This window comes from Bacillus sp. 22-7 (assembly GCF_010628845.1).
Lineage (GTDB): Bacteria > Bacillota > Bacilli > Bacillales > Cytobacillaceae > Cytobacillus > Cytobacillus firmus_B.
Genome location: NZ_NJQY01000014.1, coordinates 257434 through 272345 on the forward strand (window position 1 = coordinate 257434; position 14912 = coordinate 272345).

Annotated in this window: 18 protein-coding genes; 14 read left to right on the top strand and 4 right to left on the bottom strand. The window is 40.2% G+C overall.

All coding sequences use genetic code 11. The features are described from left to right. Window positions 1–95: 95 nt before the first annotated feature. The 3 genes from CE058_RS12700 to CE058_RS12710 all read left to right on the top strand — a co-directional run bounded on the left by CE058_RS12700 (window position 96) and on the right by CE058_RS12710 (window position 1460). The gene (locus CE058_RS12700) at window positions 96–527 is read left to right on the top strand and encodes a hypothetical protein (RefSeq protein ID WP_163143042.1); all 432 of its coding nucleotides are present in this window, start codon (window positions 96–98) and stop codon (window positions 525–527) included. A 59-nt stretch (window positions 528–586) separates the two neighbouring features. Then, the gene (locus tag CE058_RS12705) at window positions 587–1024 is read left to right on the top strand and encodes a YlbF/YmcA family competence regulator (protein ID WP_163143047.1); all 438 of its coding nucleotides are present in this window, start codon (window positions 587–589) and stop codon (window positions 1022–1024) included. 160 nt (window positions 1025–1184) lie between these two features. Further along, complete coding sequence (locus CE058_RS12710; RefSeq protein ID WP_009330926.1) at window positions 1185–1460, top strand: YlbG family protein; 276 nt, start codon at window positions 1185–1187, stop codon at window positions 1458–1460. A 37-nt stretch (window positions 1461–1497) separates the two neighbouring features. Here CE058_RS12710 and CE058_RS12715 read toward each other — a convergent pair whose 3' ends face one another. Further along, window positions 1498–1887: a DUF7147 family protein gene (locus CE058_RS12715; protein ID WP_076261517.1), complete on the bottom strand. Its 390-nt coding sequence runs from the start codon at window positions 1885–1887 to the stop codon at window positions 1498–1500. Window positions 1888–2071: 184 nt separating this feature from the next. Between CE058_RS12715 and CE058_RS12720 the strand changes: the two genes are divergently transcribed. The 3 genes from CE058_RS12720 (at window position 2072) to coaD (ending at window position 4923) form a co-directional block, all read left to right on the top strand. Beyond that, complete coding sequence (locus CE058_RS12720; protein ID WP_163143050.1) at window positions 2072–3475, top strand: stalk domain-containing protein; 1404 nt, start codon at window positions 2072–2074, stop codon at window positions 3473–3475. Window positions 3476–3829: 354 nt separating this feature from the next. Further along, the gene (gene rsmD / locus CE058_RS12725) at window positions 3830–4384 is read left to right on the top strand and encodes a 16S rRNA (guanine(966)-N(2))-methyltransferase RsmD (RefSeq protein WP_163143053.1); all 555 of its coding nucleotides are present in this window, start codon (window positions 3830–3832) and stop codon (window positions 4382–4384) included. Between the two features lie 59 nt (window positions 4385–4443). Further along, window positions 4444–4923 (top strand): pantetheine-phosphate adenylyltransferase, encoded by a 480-nt coding sequence (gene coaD, locus CE058_RS12730; protein ID WP_048011382.1) that lies wholly within the window; start codon window positions 4444–4446, stop codon window positions 4921–4923. 78 nt (window positions 4924–5001) lie between these two features. Here coaD and ylbJ read toward each other — a convergent pair whose 3' ends face one another. Next, complete coding sequence (gene ylbJ, locus CE058_RS12735; protein WP_048011381.1) at window positions 5002–6219, bottom strand: sporulation integral membrane protein YlbJ; 1218 nt, start codon at window positions 6217–6219, stop codon at window positions 5002–5004. A gap of 326 nt (window positions 6220–6545) precedes the next feature. Here ylbJ and CE058_RS12740 point away from each other — a divergent pair, with 326 nt between their 5' ends. Together CE058_RS12740 and CE058_RS12745 are read left to right on the top strand one after the other, a co-directional pair. Beyond that, the gene (locus CE058_RS12740) at window positions 6546–7337 is read left to right on the top strand and encodes a patatin-like phospholipase family protein (RefSeq protein WP_163143056.1); all 792 of its coding nucleotides are present in this window, start codon (window positions 6546–6548) and stop codon (window positions 7335–7337) included. Next, a complete protein-coding gene (locus tag CE058_RS12745; protein WP_163143059.1) occupies window positions 7334–8344 on the top strand; it encodes a SepM family pheromone-processing serine protease in 1011 nt (336 codons plus the stop codon). Before CE058_RS12740 ends, CE058_RS12745 begins: the two co-directional genes overlap by 4 nt. A gap of 107 nt (window positions 8345–8451) precedes the next feature. Here CE058_RS12745 and CE058_RS12750 read toward each other — a convergent pair whose 3' ends face one another. Further along, the gene (locus CE058_RS12750; RefSeq protein ID WP_163143062.1) at window positions 8452–9666 is read right to left on the bottom strand and encodes a nucleotidyltransferase; all 1215 of its coding nucleotides are present in this window, start codon (window positions 9664–9666) and stop codon (window positions 8452–8454) included. A gap of 228 nt (window positions 9667–9894) precedes the next feature. Between CE058_RS12750 and CE058_RS12755 the strand changes: the two genes are divergently transcribed. The 4 genes from CE058_RS12755 (at window position 9895) to CE058_RS12770 (ending at window position 12347) form a co-directional block, all read left to right on the top strand. Continuing rightward, window positions 9895–10419 (top strand): YceD family protein, encoded by a 525-nt coding sequence (locus CE058_RS12755; protein ID WP_048011377.1) that lies wholly within the window; start codon window positions 9895–9897, stop codon window positions 10417–10419. A 118-nt stretch (window positions 10420–10537) separates the two neighbouring features. Continuing rightward, entirely contained in the window at window positions 10538–10711 is a 174-nt protein-coding gene (rpmF, locus tag CE058_RS12760) for a 50S ribosomal protein L32 (protein WP_009791160.1), read from the top strand. A 139-nt stretch (window positions 10712–10850) separates the two neighbouring features. Next, window positions 10851–11609, top strand: coding sequence for an enoyl-CoA hydratase/isomerase family protein (locus tag CE058_RS12765; protein WP_163143065.1), 759 nt, complete (start codon window positions 10851–10853; stop codon window positions 11607–11609). A 108-nt stretch (window positions 11610–11717) separates the two neighbouring features. Then, on the top strand, window positions 11718–12347 hold the full coding sequence (locus CE058_RS12770; RefSeq protein ID WP_163143070.1) for an RsfA family transcriptional regulator: 630 nt from the start codon (window positions 11718–11720) through the stop codon (window positions 12345–12347). 78 nt (window positions 12348–12425) lie between these two features. Here CE058_RS12770 and CE058_RS12775 read toward each other — a convergent pair whose 3' ends face one another. Then, window positions 12426–12899, bottom strand: coding sequence for an N-acetyltransferase (locus tag CE058_RS12775; protein WP_163143073.1), 474 nt, complete (start codon window positions 12897–12899; stop codon window positions 12426–12428). Between the two features lie 263 nt (window positions 12900–13162). Between CE058_RS12775 and CE058_RS12780 the strand changes: the two genes are divergently transcribed. Further along, window positions 13163–14506 carry an acetyl-CoA carboxylase biotin carboxylase subunit gene (locus tag CE058_RS12780; protein WP_163143076.1) on the top strand — a complete coding sequence of 448 codons (1344 nt, stop codon included), beginning with the start codon at window positions 13163–13165 and terminating at the stop codon, window positions 14504–14506. Between the two features lie 15 nt (window positions 14507–14521). Further along, window positions 14522–14734: an acetyl-CoA carboxylase biotin carboxyl carrier protein subunit gene (locus tag CE058_RS12785; RefSeq protein ID WP_163143079.1), complete on the top strand. Its 213-nt coding sequence runs from the start codon at window positions 14522–14524 to the stop codon at window positions 14732–14734. Window positions 14735–14912 lie beyond the last annotated feature (178 nt).

Sequence of the window (14912 nt, forward strand, 5' to 3'; positions counted from 1 at the left end):
ATTGAAGTTTCACTTTATAGAGTAAAAATAAGCAGCCGGGCAAACACTAACTTTATTAGAGCGTTACGGAAGACATCCTAAAGGAGTGTAAAATAATGAAAAGGCAAAAATACATTTTTATATTGCTGGTAATATTTGTTCTTGCAGCGTGCCAGAAAGATATTCCTGAGCCCGAAACAAAAGCGGAAGCCAATTTTCCGGTGAATGCAGTTAAAGCAGAACAGCTATTGCAAGTTTCGGGTATGGAAAGTTCTGCCAGGGATCCATTTTTTGTAAGACATCAAACAAAAGGAAAAGATGTCTTTGTTGAATGTATTGTGCAGGATGTGTCCTTTAGAAAGCAGAGCAGCAAAGAAAAAGGAAAAATTATCCTGTATATTAACGGAAAGAAGAAGGATGAAATCCATTCAGCTGCTTTTATTATCAAAGGGCTTCCTTCAGGAAAACATCGAATCGGACTGGAACTTGTTAAAGGCAACAGTGCTGAAGCCTCTTTGAAAAAAGATTTTCTTGTGGTGATCCCTTAGTCTACTTGCTTTAGCTTTAAACCGTTTCATGATAAAATAAGAAACGGAGGTGGGCTATTTTGCTTGCTACATTAGAAAGAATGGCTATTTTGGACAAAGCTGACGAACTTGCAGCGATGATTATAGAATCTGAGGAAGCGGAACATTACCGCAAAAGTTTATATAAATTAAAGAACAGCCGGGAAACTCAAAGGAAGATACAGGATTTTATCAAAATGAAAGAACTGTATGAAGAAGTTCAGCGATTTGGCAAATATCATCCAGAGTATAAGAGGGTGATGATGTCTATTAGAGAGCTGAAGCGCGACATGGACATGGATATCCATGTGGCGGAATTCAGAAGAGCAGAGACCGGCCTGCAAACCCTCTTGGATGAGGTAAGCATGCTGATAGGACGTTCTGTATCCGAACACATTAAAGTTCCCACCGGCAATCCTTTCTTTGAATCAAGCTGCGGAGGAGGCTGCGGTTCTGGAGGCAGCTGTGGCTGTTCTTAGACAAGAGTAAGTACTCTGTTCCGAGGCATCGTTTATAAAACCAGCTAATGCTGGTTTTTTCTTTTTAAATAAATTATGCAGTTTGAACCTTCCCATTGAAAACAGTTATTTTTCTATGCTAGACTAAATAAAACAAACGATCACTGAAGGGGAAAACTATATGCTTGGTCAAAGGCAAGGTATAATCGTATGGCTTTATTCTTTAAAGCAGGCAAAAATGTTAAGAAGATTTGGAAATGTTCATTATGTTTCAAAACGGCTCAAATATGTAGTGCTATACTGTGATCTTGCAGATACGGAAACAATTATGGAGAAGATAAATTCATATTCTTTTGTTAAAAAAGTTGAACCATCCTATAAGCCGTTCCTTAAAACGGAATTTGAAAATTCCAAACCGGACAAGGCTAAAGAATATGATTATAAGATGGGAATATAAAAAGGCGTGAGCAAAAGCTCATGCCTTTTTTTCTCATCTAATGCAAAGGTGCAATAAAATGATTAAGCCTTAGAATTCCAATCAAATATTGATAATATAATTCCTTTTCATTAAAAATAGCAGAAGGCTTTACTGTCAGCTGAATAATTTCTTTATTCATTTCTTTCGCAGCGTCCTCGAATAAATCATACCTTTTATTTGGCACTGACTTTGGATTCGGAATACCTTCACGGCAAATATATAACGGCTGAAATTCTCCCGGGTCTGTCGGCTTTAATATGACTGCCAGGGATGTCATTTCTCTATTATTGATGCTCGTATGGAAAGCGGCCATGTGGGACAATCGATGCTTGTTCGCCCGCGCAATTTCAATTAATTCATAAATATCTGAGTATCCCTCGCCAATTTCTATAAAACGCTGTATCAAAATTAGAACCTCCTTAAAACTCATAGCATTCACTTTTAAATGATTTTTGTCCATCCATACTTTATCATTTTCAGCATAAAAATAGAATGGAAAAAAATCATAAAATTTATAAAAATTAATGTGACTGATGACCTTCCCTTTGGTATTGTTAGGTTAAAAGAAAAATGACTAAGAGGGCATAGCAATGTGGAAGGCATCTTTATTTATTTTTTTAATTTTGTCTGGAATTATTTCAGGTATGGTGCTGTGGCAGTGGCAGGCTTATTCTGAGCATGCGATTGCCAAGAAGAGTTCCCGGGCGATTACACAGGAAATCATAGTTGAAACGCATCCGAAAGAGCTAAAAATCACTCAAAAGTTAAACGGACTTGTTGCCCGAAAAGGATATAGGCTTGATATCCCTGACACCCTATTTAAATGGAATTGCAAAACTGGAACCGGAAAAGCCTGTGATTCAGCAGACGAAAGTCATTATACATTTTTTTCTGCTGATGATCAGATGATATTTGAGTATACTGTACCGATAAATGAAAAGAAGAAAGCATTCTTGTTAACGGATTGGTTTGTTAAAATCCCCGGAATAAAGGCTGAAGGCTTGTCCATATCAATTTCGGATTCTTTCAAAAGAGAGGGGTCTTGGGCTGCGGGAATCAAGCTAAAAGCCCAAAAGAAATTAGATCATATCGATTATTATTATTTCGAGGGCTATGGAAATGTTACATCACTTTACTGGCAAGCGGAACCGCTTTTGAAGACAGCTATAAACAACACAGATGCATACACAGCAGGTTTTCGGGCAGCCAGCTTGGATTTTAAAAAACTGAATGACATCGGGAATGTTCCATTTATGTCGATTATCCTTACCGATCGCTATCCTGAATATATGGATGAAAATATCCTGATTGCACCTCCACACATTAAAGTTGGCGAGCTGGAAAAAAAGCTTATAGCTTTGCAGTTTCAGAGAAAATTTGCTGATGGCTATCCTGACTGGATTATTGATGCATTCGCAGCAGGATTATTGGATTTAAAACCCGGCTCAACGAAAGGAAGAATAGCCCTGAAGGAATTGCAGGGAGAGTTGACCGAAGATGAACTAAAAAATTATCTTATTAATGTATTCCAGGCGGATTCTCTGGATGCAGAAAAGCTGGACAAGCTTTTAGGCAATGCTAAAGGTCTTCACACACAATTTTTCACGATGAATATCAATAACGAAGCACCGCTTGCCCCGCTGTATTTTCAGGAAGAAAAAAACTTATGGGTATCTGGTGCTGAGATGGCGAGCATAAATTTAGTATATAGGGATGGGAAGATCTTTATACCATTTACAGCCGCGATGCAGGCATTAGGATATGAAGTCAAGGTCCTTTCCGGTGAGGAAACGCTGCTTGTGTCAAAAGGGAAGAACAGTTATCGGTTTTATTTGAATAAAAATGTTTTTATCTATAATGAAGAAGATTATGGATTGCTTATGAATCCATTAACCAGGCAAAACGGAACTGTATGGATGGAAATCCAATGGTTTAAAGCACTTTTCGGAGTGACTGCTGAAGAAAGAGAAGGCGGGATTCACCTGACGCCCTAACAGTACCTTAATAAATACAAAATAAAAAGCCCTGCAGTTAACTGCAGGGTCCTTCTATATCCTTTTCAGGATAGAAGGCAAAGGGAGAGGAGAAACCGGAGGAAGAACTTATGGGGAAACGTAAGTCTTCTCCGCGGTTGGCAACAACATCCTTGAATAGATGCTGTTAATTACATTATTTCCACAATCCTTATGGATATACACATCCTGCTATATTTTTTTCCAGCGGATGATTTCGCTTACAAATTGCCGGTTGGCTACAAATTGTAAGATATGGTAGGATAGGATAGAAAAAAACAGTTTTCCATTTCGACAGTGTGGAAAATTGAAATATTGCAGGTTAGTGGTGATCGTATGCGAGTGGTATCGGGAACTAGAAAAGGAAAGATATTAAAAGCTGTTCCGGGCAGCTCAACCCGTCCGACTACTGATAAAGTAAAAGAAGCTATTTTTAATATAATTGGGCCTTATTTTGACGGTGGCCAAGGGCTTGATCTATTTGCAGGCAGCGGCGGCCTTGGCATTGAAGCTCTGAGCAGAGGAGCAGAGAAGGTCATTTTTGTGGATAGGGACGGAAAGGCCATTCAGACCATCCATGAAAATATTCGGAATTGCGATTTTGAAGAAAAGGCGGAAATATATCGAAATGATGCGGATCGTGCACTCAAGGCAATTTTAAAAAGAGATCTGGCTTTTGATTATATATTTCTCGATCCGCCATACCGCAAGCAGCAGCTGCTTAAGCTTCTCAATGTAATTGATGAGAATAATCTGCTTTCGGATCAGGGAACGATTCTATGCGAACATGGATCAGATGTGGAGCTCCCTGAAACTGTTGGAAGACTAGTTCAGCAGAAACATGAGAATTATGGGATAATTTCAATCTCTATTTACAGCTGGGCTGAATAATACATACTGGGAATGGCAATGGAAAATATACATAATAAGAACATGACAGGGGGATAACAATGGGAGGCATCGCGGTTTGTCCAGGCAGCTTCGATCCAATTACTTATGGCCATCTGGATATTATTAAAAGAGCGGCAAAGGTATTCGAACAGGTTTATGTAGTTGTATTAAATAATTCTTCAAAAAACCCTCTTTTTAGTGTTGAAGAAAGAATTCAGCTGATAGAGGAAGTTACAAAGGATCTTAAGAATGTTAAAGTCGATTCATTTCAGGGGCTGCTGATGGATTATGCAAAATCGGTAAATGCAAATGCTGTTATTCGAGGCCTTCGCGCAGTTTCTGATTTTGAATATGAAATGCAGATCACATCCATGAACAGAGTCTTAAATGATGAAGTGGAAACCTTTTTTATTATGACTAACAATCAATATTCGTTTTTAAGCTCAAGCATTGTGAAAGAAGTGGCAAAATACAACGGGGACATATCAGAACTAGTTCCTGACATTGTTGAAAAAGCACTAAAAAACAAGTTTCAATAATTAATCAGCGGAGATGTCTTACCTGCTGATTGTATGGGGTTTAACAAAACGGGTGCCTGATAGGTACCCGTTTTGCTGTTACTTCCTATCCAAACGCCTGGCGAGCATTAATGTATAAACTGAAAGTGCGAGTATGGTAATAATCGGTCCGGATGAGACGAATCCATCCATTAATTTACCGAGAAACGAGTATTTCTCAAAGAAGCCGACTGGAATGGCATTGGATGGCTGCTCTGTATTGTAATAGCGTTCATAAATTGGCTGCCAAAGAATGAATGCATAAAATGCAGCTGCAAATCCATGAACAATTCTTGCGAAGAAGAAAGGCTTGAAGTTAATATCAGTTTGTGCCAGGATGCTCGCCACCTGAGCCTGTACGCTGAATCCGCTGAAAGCGAGTATGAAACTGACAATGATGACCTGGTGCATTAATGTTGCCTGCTGAACCTGGCTTGTCATCTGGCTGCCAAGTGTTATTTCAAACAAACCTGAGATGAATGGGATGCTTAATTCTGCTGGCAGGCTGAATATTGACAATACGGCTTCTAAACCTTTAGCAAGGAATGCCGTGATTCCAATGTGAAATAGGAGCTTGTTAATAACAGAGAATAAAATGATAAATCCGCCGATCATCAGAAGTGTCTGGATGGAAGACATGACTGCATCACCAAGAAGCTTGCCTATCGGACGATTATCTTTTATTCTTGTCCGATGAAGAGCTGATAAGGCAGCCCTTAAAGATGGTTTTGACGTCCTTGCACCATGGGAAGGCTGCTTGGGCTTCTTTCCATAGAACCTCATTAATAAACCGACGGTTATATTGCCCAGATAATGTGCCAAAGCCAATATCACACCAAGCTTGGCATTATTAAAAAAACCAACCGAAACGGCACCGAATATAAACAAAGGATTTGAACAATTAGTAAAGGAAACCAGGCGCTCTGCTTCTGTTTTTGAGAGCTGTCCCTCCTGCCGCAATCTTGCGGTCAGTTTTGCCCCGGCCGGATAGCCTGAAGCCATACCCATTGCCCAGACAAACCCGCCAACTCCAGGTACTCGGAAAAGAGGCCTCATCAAAGGTTCAAGAAGTACTCCAATGAATTTAACTACACCAAAGCCGATCAGCATTTCTGATACTATGAAGAAAGGCAGCAATGAAGGGAAGACGATTTCCCACCACATATCTAATCCCCTGATGGATGCATCAACCGATTCCTGGGGAAATGAAATTAATGAGATGGCCATTAAGGTTACAGAGAGTGCAAGAGTAACCGTTTTTAATTTGGAACGAAACACGGACAAGCCTCCCTCAAGTTGTACTGACTGTGAAATGAATTTAAACAATGGTAAAATAAAGAATCATTTGCATCTATTTTTTTCCGGCCTTTTCATTTGTTTTTTCTGAATCCGGAACAAAGGTATACTGCTATAAAGTCTGTGCTGTCAAGTCTTGTCCCCATATAACTCAATATACTCATAGAACTTTAAAATAGACCATAGAATTAGGTACAGGCATATGTGAATTTTAGCTGAAAATTTTTATTGTATGCTTCTTTTGGAAATAAAAAGAATAGAATAAGCATAAGTTCGAATCAGCCATTGGCTAATAGGGGGGGAGTCTTTTGCAGCGTCCGAAAATAGGTTTGGCACTTGGTTCGGGAGGAGCTCGGGGATTCGCCCACCTGGGTGCGATCAAGGTCTTCAAGGAGTCCGGCATACCGATTGATTATATTGCCGGCAGCAGCATGGGTGCCATGGTAGGCTGCTTCTATGGGGCGGGGCTGGATGTTGATCGTTTATATAAGCTTTCCAAAGCATTTAAAAGGAAGTATTATTTAGATTTTACAGTTCCTAAAATGGGTTTTGTGGCAGGGAAACGAGTAAAGGAACTGATCCGTATATTTACTCATGGAAAAAACCTCGAGGACCTCGATATTCCTGTTAATGTTGTGGCCACAGATTTAATGACTGGTGAAAAAATTGTTTTTAAAAGCGGGCCCATTTCTGATGCTGTTAGGGCAAGCATATCCATCCCGGGTATATTTGTGCCCGAAAAATTAAATGGCCGTCTTCTAGTGGACGGAGGAGTAGTGGACAGGGTTCCTGTGTCAGTTGTTAAGGAAATGGGAGCTGATATCGTCATCGCTATCGATGTTTCACATGTAAAAACAAATGCGGAAATCACCTCAATCTATGACGTGATCATGCAAAGTCTGGATATCATGCAGATGGAGCTTGTCAGTCACCGGGAAATTGCTTCTGATTTTATGATTAAACCCAGGGTGGAAATGTATAGCTCCCGCGCATTTACAAATATTGAAGAAATCATCAAAATTGGTGAAGAAGAAGCAAAAAAGCATATTGACAGTATTTATCATTACATAACTAAATGGAAGGAGCATCCTGATTCATGAGAAGCAAATTTTATACCCGTTCCTTCTTGATTTTGGCAGTTATCCTTGTGGCCAGTTCGTTTTATTATCTGCCTTATTACGTATCAAAGCCGGGTATGGCAAAAGAACTCGAACCGATTATTGAGGTGGAAAACGGCTATGAAGAACAAGGAAGCTTCATGCTGACTACTGTAAGAATGGGCCGGGCGAATATATATGCATATATGGCTGCCAAATTCAGCAAGTATCAGGAATTGTATCCTGTGGAAGAAATCCGGGCCGAAAATGAAACAGATGAAGAGTATAATGTAAGGCAGCTTCATATGATGGCAACTTCCAAACTGGCTGCTATTGAAACTGCCTATAAAAAAGCCGGCCTGCCCATTCAGTATCTTTATAATGGCGTATATGTCCTTAATGTGCTGCCTGATATGCCCGCTGACGGCAAACTTCAGGCAGGTGACCGCATCTTTAAAGTGGACGGCAGGGAGTTCAAATCCTCAGATGAATTTATCAGCGCTGTCTCCAATAAGCAGGAGGGCAGTGAAATAACACTAACTTTTGAACGGCAGGATAAAACGATGGAAACCTCGATTCCTTTAATAACACTTGAGGAAACAGGAAAACCTGGCGTGGGGATCACTCTCGTTGACGACAAAGAAATAGAGGTCGAACCGGCTGTAAATATTGACAGTGAAGAAATTGGCGGCCCTTCTGCCGGACTGATGTTTTCTCTTGAAATTTACAATCAGCTAATAAAAGAAGATTTGACGGGAGGCTATAAAATAGCCGGTACCGGAACAATCAATTCCGAAGGGACAGTCGGGAGAATAGGCGGGATCGAGCAAAAAATAGTAGCAGCAGACAAAGCAGGAGCAGAAATTTTCCTTGCGCCTAATGAAAATGGTGCAGAAGACTCCAATTACAAAGCAGCTGCTGCAACAGCCAGGGATATTAAGACCGATATGAAAATAGTTCCGGTGGATACTTTTGATGATGCAGTGGAATATTTAAGAAACCTGGATTAAAAAAACTTGCAGCCGGCAGCAAAAAGCCATCGGCAATCGAGAGATGCCGCTGGCTTTTCTTTTTTATCTTCAGCTATTCGTCTTGAAAAGAGAAGGCACATCAGAATTTAGTCAGCCATAATGGGAGGCTGGTTAAATTCCTGCTGCATAAGATTTCGTTCCTCAGGAGCATTTATGCCCATTGCATATACTCGTGAGGCTTTGATATCCAAATGCAGCTGCTGTGCAGCGTGTGATGAAATTCTTGATATCAGCGGAAGCTTTAAGTCAGACTTATACTTGTTTAAATACTTCCTGCCATTCTTGGACATCCCCAAAAGACGAAGATATTCGGCTTTTAATGGTTTATTGGGCATCTCTGTTTTTTCTGTATTCGTAAGGATATGTACACAAGCCCGTTGCAGCCTTGTCCATGTGTACCTCTTTGTTTTGATCTTTTCCATGAATTGCTGAAAGCTTTCTGCCTGAATTGCTGCTGATAAAAACCTATGCTCCAGGCCTTCTTCCATTTCATAAATGCATCTTAACTGTTCCGGCTTTAGATGAATCAGGCGGAATTTTAAAAATGGCCAGTATTGTTCCCATTGATTAAACGCACCATACTCTTTTTTATATTGAAGTAAACCCTGATATGTAGTTTCCGGAACATATTGGCGAATGGCTTCAATTTCTCCATTCCCGGTAAAAAGTGCTTTTCTTATGCTTGTCGCACTTGCTATAGATTCAGAAGAAAATTGTTCGTCATGATATCCTGCGCTTTTTCTTGCAACTGTAAACAGCTGCATAGATGAATTGATCCTGCGGGCTGAATTTAAATATTGAAAGCCAAGAATGTTATTCGGTTTTGAAAGGTCAACCAATTCATCTTCAGGGTTCAAATCAAGGAATGCCAAGGATGATGCTTTTGGATAGCTGACTCCTGCATCAAGGTGTACTCTGACCCTTTCCTGGTAGGCAGCATGATGTTTTCCGAGAAATGACAGCGTTTGGTGAAAGCTTTCCATATTGCCGGATTCACTCCCGAAGCATAAGCTGCTGCAGCCGGCTGCTTCGAGTATGGATACTGCTCCGCTTGCGAAAATATCTGCCTGCTGAACAGCATACTGGTAGGGAAGTTCAAATACAATATCTGCCCCCCCCTTTAGTGCCATTTCTGCCCGTTTCCATTTTGAAATTAACGCTGGTTCTCCTCGCTGCAGAAAGTTGCCGCTCATGACCGCAATAATGGTTTCTGCGCCTGAAATTTTTTGGGCCTGCTCCAAATGGAAGGCATGGCCATTATGAAAAGGATTATATTCTACAATTACACCTGTTGCTTTCATATTGACATACTCCTCGAAAAGGTTTAAAAAGATATGTATTGGAAAAAGTATTAAAAGAAAAGCGGGAGCGCCTTGCCCAGTAAACAAAATCTCTAAATCCCGCAAAAAAACTTTTACTAAAGAAGCCTTCAATAGTATGATATTAGCTACATTATAGTGTAAAGAAAAAATATTGACAAATAATTATAGGAAGGCTATAATTACCTTTGTTGCCTTGGGGTGATTCGTATGAAATGGACTTTAAGTCAGTTACAAAAATATCGAAGCAAGGACTTTCCCATTGATGAAACTGTCAATGCTGATGAGGTCATGAAATTGAATCCGGAAATTCGCGGTGCATCACCAATGCATGTGACTGGCCGTGCGGATATCGATTCTGCCAAAGTGACCTTTCATTTAACTATAAAGGGTCATTTAATACTGCCTTGTTCTCGTACTTTAGTTGACGTAAATTATCCAATTAATGTTGAAACAACTGAAACTTTCCTCTTAAAAGGTCCTGATTATGAGACTGAAGAGGAAGTTCACCAGGTAAAAGGGGATGTGATTGATTTAAATCCGATCCTTCATGAGATCCTTTTACTCGAAGTCCCAATGCAAGTTTTCTGCGAAGACAGCAGTGAAGAGGGAGCTCCGCAATCCGGTAAGGATTGGGAGGTCATTCATGAGCAGGATAAACAGGATAAAGTAGATCCTCGTCTTGCCGGACTTGCTCAATTTTTTGATCAGAATGATCCTTCTTCCGATTCATAACGGAAGAAAAACAAGAAGCACTTGAAGACACCAGCTTGCTCTGGCCTTCATAACTTTCTTAATGGGTTTGTCCAATTCCTATGGACATCCTCTAATACTCTTTAAGGAGGTGGGAAGAATGGCTGTACCTTTTAGAAGAACATCTAAAACTGCGAAGAGAAAACGTCGTACCCATTTTAAATTACAGGTTCCTGGTATGGTGGAATGCCCAAACTGTGGTGAAATGAAACTTGCTCACCGCGTTTGCAAAGCTTGCGGAACTTACAAAGGAAAAGAAGTAGTTAACGACTAATCCTTTAGATACAAAGCACAAGAACTTAGTTCTTGTGCTTTTGTCGTTTTAAAGCATCGATATAATCATTATAAGTACAAGACTATCTATATTTTTGCTAATATTAAAAATAGTTTAATCAAAGTTTAAGGAGGCACCCATGAAACCTTACATAATTGAAGAATATGAGAGTGGACTGTTAATTTTCAGGATTAACAGGCCTGAAAAAAGAAATGCCATAAACTATGAGGTTATGGATGGTCTGGAGACCGTAATTCATATGGCTGGTAAGCAATCAGTTAAGGTGCTTGCGATTACGGGTGAGGGAGACCAGGCTTTTTGCTCAGGAGGGGATCTATCTTCCTTTCACAGTTTAAAGACAGAAAATGAAGCCTTTGGAATGCTAAGCAGAATGGCTGCTCTTTTAAAAAAATTGCTATTCTTGCGTAAACCAACTATTTCCATATTGAATGGAACAGCTGTCGGCGGAGGCTGTGAGCTGGCTGCTGCATGTGATTACCGAATTGCTAAAGCAGGAATAAAAGCAGGTTTCATTCAGGGAACTTTAGCCATTACAACCGGCTGGGGCGGCGGTTCCATTATTATGGAAAAGATGCTTCCTGCCAATGCGATGAGAATGCTGATGGAAGGGAAGTTATATACTGAAGGGGAATTAAAAGAATTAGGTTTCGTACATTCAGTCTTTCAGGGGGATTCAACCGATGGGTGTCTGAGTTTTCTGGAAAGAATGCTCAGACTTGAGAGTGAGGTATTGGAAGCTTATAAAGATCTTCTTGTAAATAAGTGGGCGAATGCAGGCTTAGAAGAGAGAATTGACCAGGAAGTGCGCCGCTGTTCGGTTTTATGGGAAGGAGAAGCACACCATGCCAAAGTTGACAGCTTCCTGAATAAGCCATAAGCGTATTCTTTGCGGGGATGAATAAAGTTACATTTTATAATATGATATCAGTCTATCTTTTCTAGCATTGGCATATGTATAAAGAAAAACACTAGGAGGGATACACTGATGTCTTCAACCCGTCAGGATGCTTGGTCTCAAGATGAAGATTTGCTTCTTGCAGAAGTTGTGCTCCGTCATATACGTGAAGGAGGAACTCAGCTTCAGGCATTTGAAGAAGTTGGCAAACAGTTAAGCAGAACCGCGGCTGCCTGCGGATTTCGCTGGAATTCTTATGTAAGAAAACAATATAAATCAGGTATTGAATTGGCAAAAAAACAGAGAAAAGAAATGAAGAAAAACCCGCAGGCTGCTGGAAGTGAACAAGATCTTCATGCAGTTCCTGAGGAAAAGGCGGAAAAAAGCGAAAACACAGTTCAGGCAATTAATAGGAAAATCGAGTTTAATGAATTAGTCGGCTTTCTAAAAGCCTTATATGAGAATGCTCAGAAACCTGCACCTGCAGAAGATCCCTGTGCTTTGAAACGCATTCAGGAGCTGGAGAAGCAAATGTACTACCTGGCTGCGGAAAATGAGAAATTAATTAATGAGTTAAATACGCTGGAACAGGATTACAAAGCACTGGTAGAGATTATGGAAAGTGCAAGAAAGCTTGTTGGGCTTAAGGACGTCAGCCGCCACAAAAACTTGAATTTTACTGTAAATCCCGAAATAAAGCCTGAAAAGGTTGAGAAATAGATGCTTGTAAATAAATAAAAATAAGCGGACTGAATTTTGTCCGCTTATTTTTATGCATTTATAGTAGAAGACAGCTGCTTAATGAGTTTGTTCTTTAACACCAGCAGGGAACCAGGCAAGCGGATTCTCTCCCAGGTCGCGTTCCATATCATAATGAACGGGTTCAAATCCCATCTTCTCCCAAAAGGTCTTTGATTTCACACGCGGATTTGTTTTAATAGGAAGTCCAAATCCTTTTGCAAATTCTACAAGTGATTGCCCATAGCCTTTGTTTTGATAGTCAGGCAAAACCTCAAGCTTCCATAGCTCTAAATAATCCTGTGCAGGTTCGAAATAGCGGTCGAATCTTGCTTCGATCTGGTAAAGGCTCATGCGTGCAACAAGCTTATCCCCAAAATAAATACCATAAAATGGAGACTCACTGTCGTTTTCGATAATATTAGCTTCAAGGTCTTCAAGCATGGAAAGCTCCTGCAATCCATACTCTTTAAATTTCTTAAACTCTTCCAGAGTTTTATAATTTACCTTTAATTTTTCAACCTTATAGTTCATAAAATCTCCCCCTTAGCCATCGGTGTGTAGGACATCTGCGGATGTAAACGCTTTATAATACCTTCCTTAAAGTTGAAAGGTTTCTTCTTTGTCTATTATTATATAACAAGTAAACAAAAAATTCTGCACATATGGAAAACTTAATATATTTTTAGTTTTTTTATAAAAATCAGAAAGCGTTTACAAAAATAGCAGGAAATAAGCAGAAGATTGTAGAAATATATATTATTGCAGGATTAATACAAGTAGAAAGGGGCCAGATTGTGCGAAAAATTCTGATTGCCAACAGGGGAGAAATTGCTTTAAGAATCATAAAAACCTGCCGTGAAATGGAAATTGAAACTATTGCCATATATTCTGATGCAGATAAAGACCTGCCATTTGTTAAAGAAGCTACATATGCTTTCCATATCGGTGAACCGCCTGTCAGTAAATCTTATTTAAAAACAGATGCCATTCTAGAGATTGCCAAAAGGGAAAAGGCAGATGGAATTCATCCGGGATATGGTTTTTTGTCCGAAAACGCCGGCTTTGCAAGAGCCGTAATTGATGCAGGGATTGCTTTTATTGGACCGGATCCGGAAACGATTGAATTGATGGGGGATAAAATTGTATCCCGCAAAACAATGAAGGAAGCAGGAGTGCCGGTTGTCCCCGGTAGCGGAGAGGGAACCTCCACCCTCGAGGAAGCATGCAGGCTTGCTGATGATATGGGTTACCCAGTCATGCTGAAGGCAAGTGGTGGGGGCGGGGGAATTGGTATGGTGCGCTGTGAAAATGAGCAAGCGCTCGCTAAGTCCTTTGCCTCAACCAAGGCCCGTGCTAAAGCTTATTTTGGTTCTGATGAGGTTTTTGTAGAAAAGTATATAGAGAATGCCAGACATGTTGAAATACAGGTGTTTGGTGATCATCATGGGAATATCGTCCACTTATTTGAAAGAGATTGCTCTATACAGAGGAGACATCAGAAGGTAGTGGAGGAGTCACCATCTCCTTTCCTTTCAGAGCAAACAAAGCAAAAGATGTATGATACAGCTTTGACTGCTGCCAGAGCAGTCAATTATAAAAATGCCGGTACTATTGAGTTCATTGTAGATGAACAGGAGAATTTTTATTTTCTTGAAATGAATACAAGACTTCAAGTTGAGCATCCCGTAACTGAACAAGTAACCGGACTTGATCTTGTCGAATGGCAGCTCCTTGCAGCAAGAGGGGAAAAGCTTCCACTTGAACAGAACAGTATAGAGCAGAAGGGCCATTCGATTGAATTTAGGCTGTATGCAGAGGATCCTGTAAGCTTCATGCCTTCTCCTGGGAAATTGTCAAAATTTGAATGGGCAGATTCTCCGGGAATACGAGTAGATTACGGATATGCTTCAAATACGGCAGTCAGCCCATTTTATGATCCTATGATCGCAAAATGCATTATCTATGGCCAATCAAGGGATGAAGCTATCAAAAATGCACTGCAATTCTTTGATGAACTGAAAATTGAAGGTATTAAAACGAATGCCCCGTTATTTAAGGAAATTTTAAAAGATGAAGATTTCCGTAATGGAAATTATTCTACATCCTATCTAACCCAGAAGGCTTTTGCCGTTAACTAAAAGGAGGAAATTACAATGAAAGAAATTACATCATCAATGGCAGGTACTGTATTAAATGTGTTGGTCGAAGCGGGCCAGGAGGTTAATGAAGGACAGGAAGTACTAATGCTTGAGTCCATGAAAATGGAAATTCCAGTCGAAAGCGAAACTGCTGGGAAAGTTGCTGAAGTGAAGGTCAGCATAGGTGATTTTGTTAATGAAGGCGATGTGCTGGTTGTATTTGAATAAGTAGGCAGGGACATACATGGCAAGGGGCTGCTGCTAAGCCCCCTCTGTTCCGTGTAACTATCTGCAATTCAGATTATTGGCTATAACTGGAAATTTATCGCAGTCTAACAGTCAGTAAGACCCCCGCTTCAAGATTCAGAGGAATCAAAGGAGGATAAGGGGGTCAAACTGCCCGTAA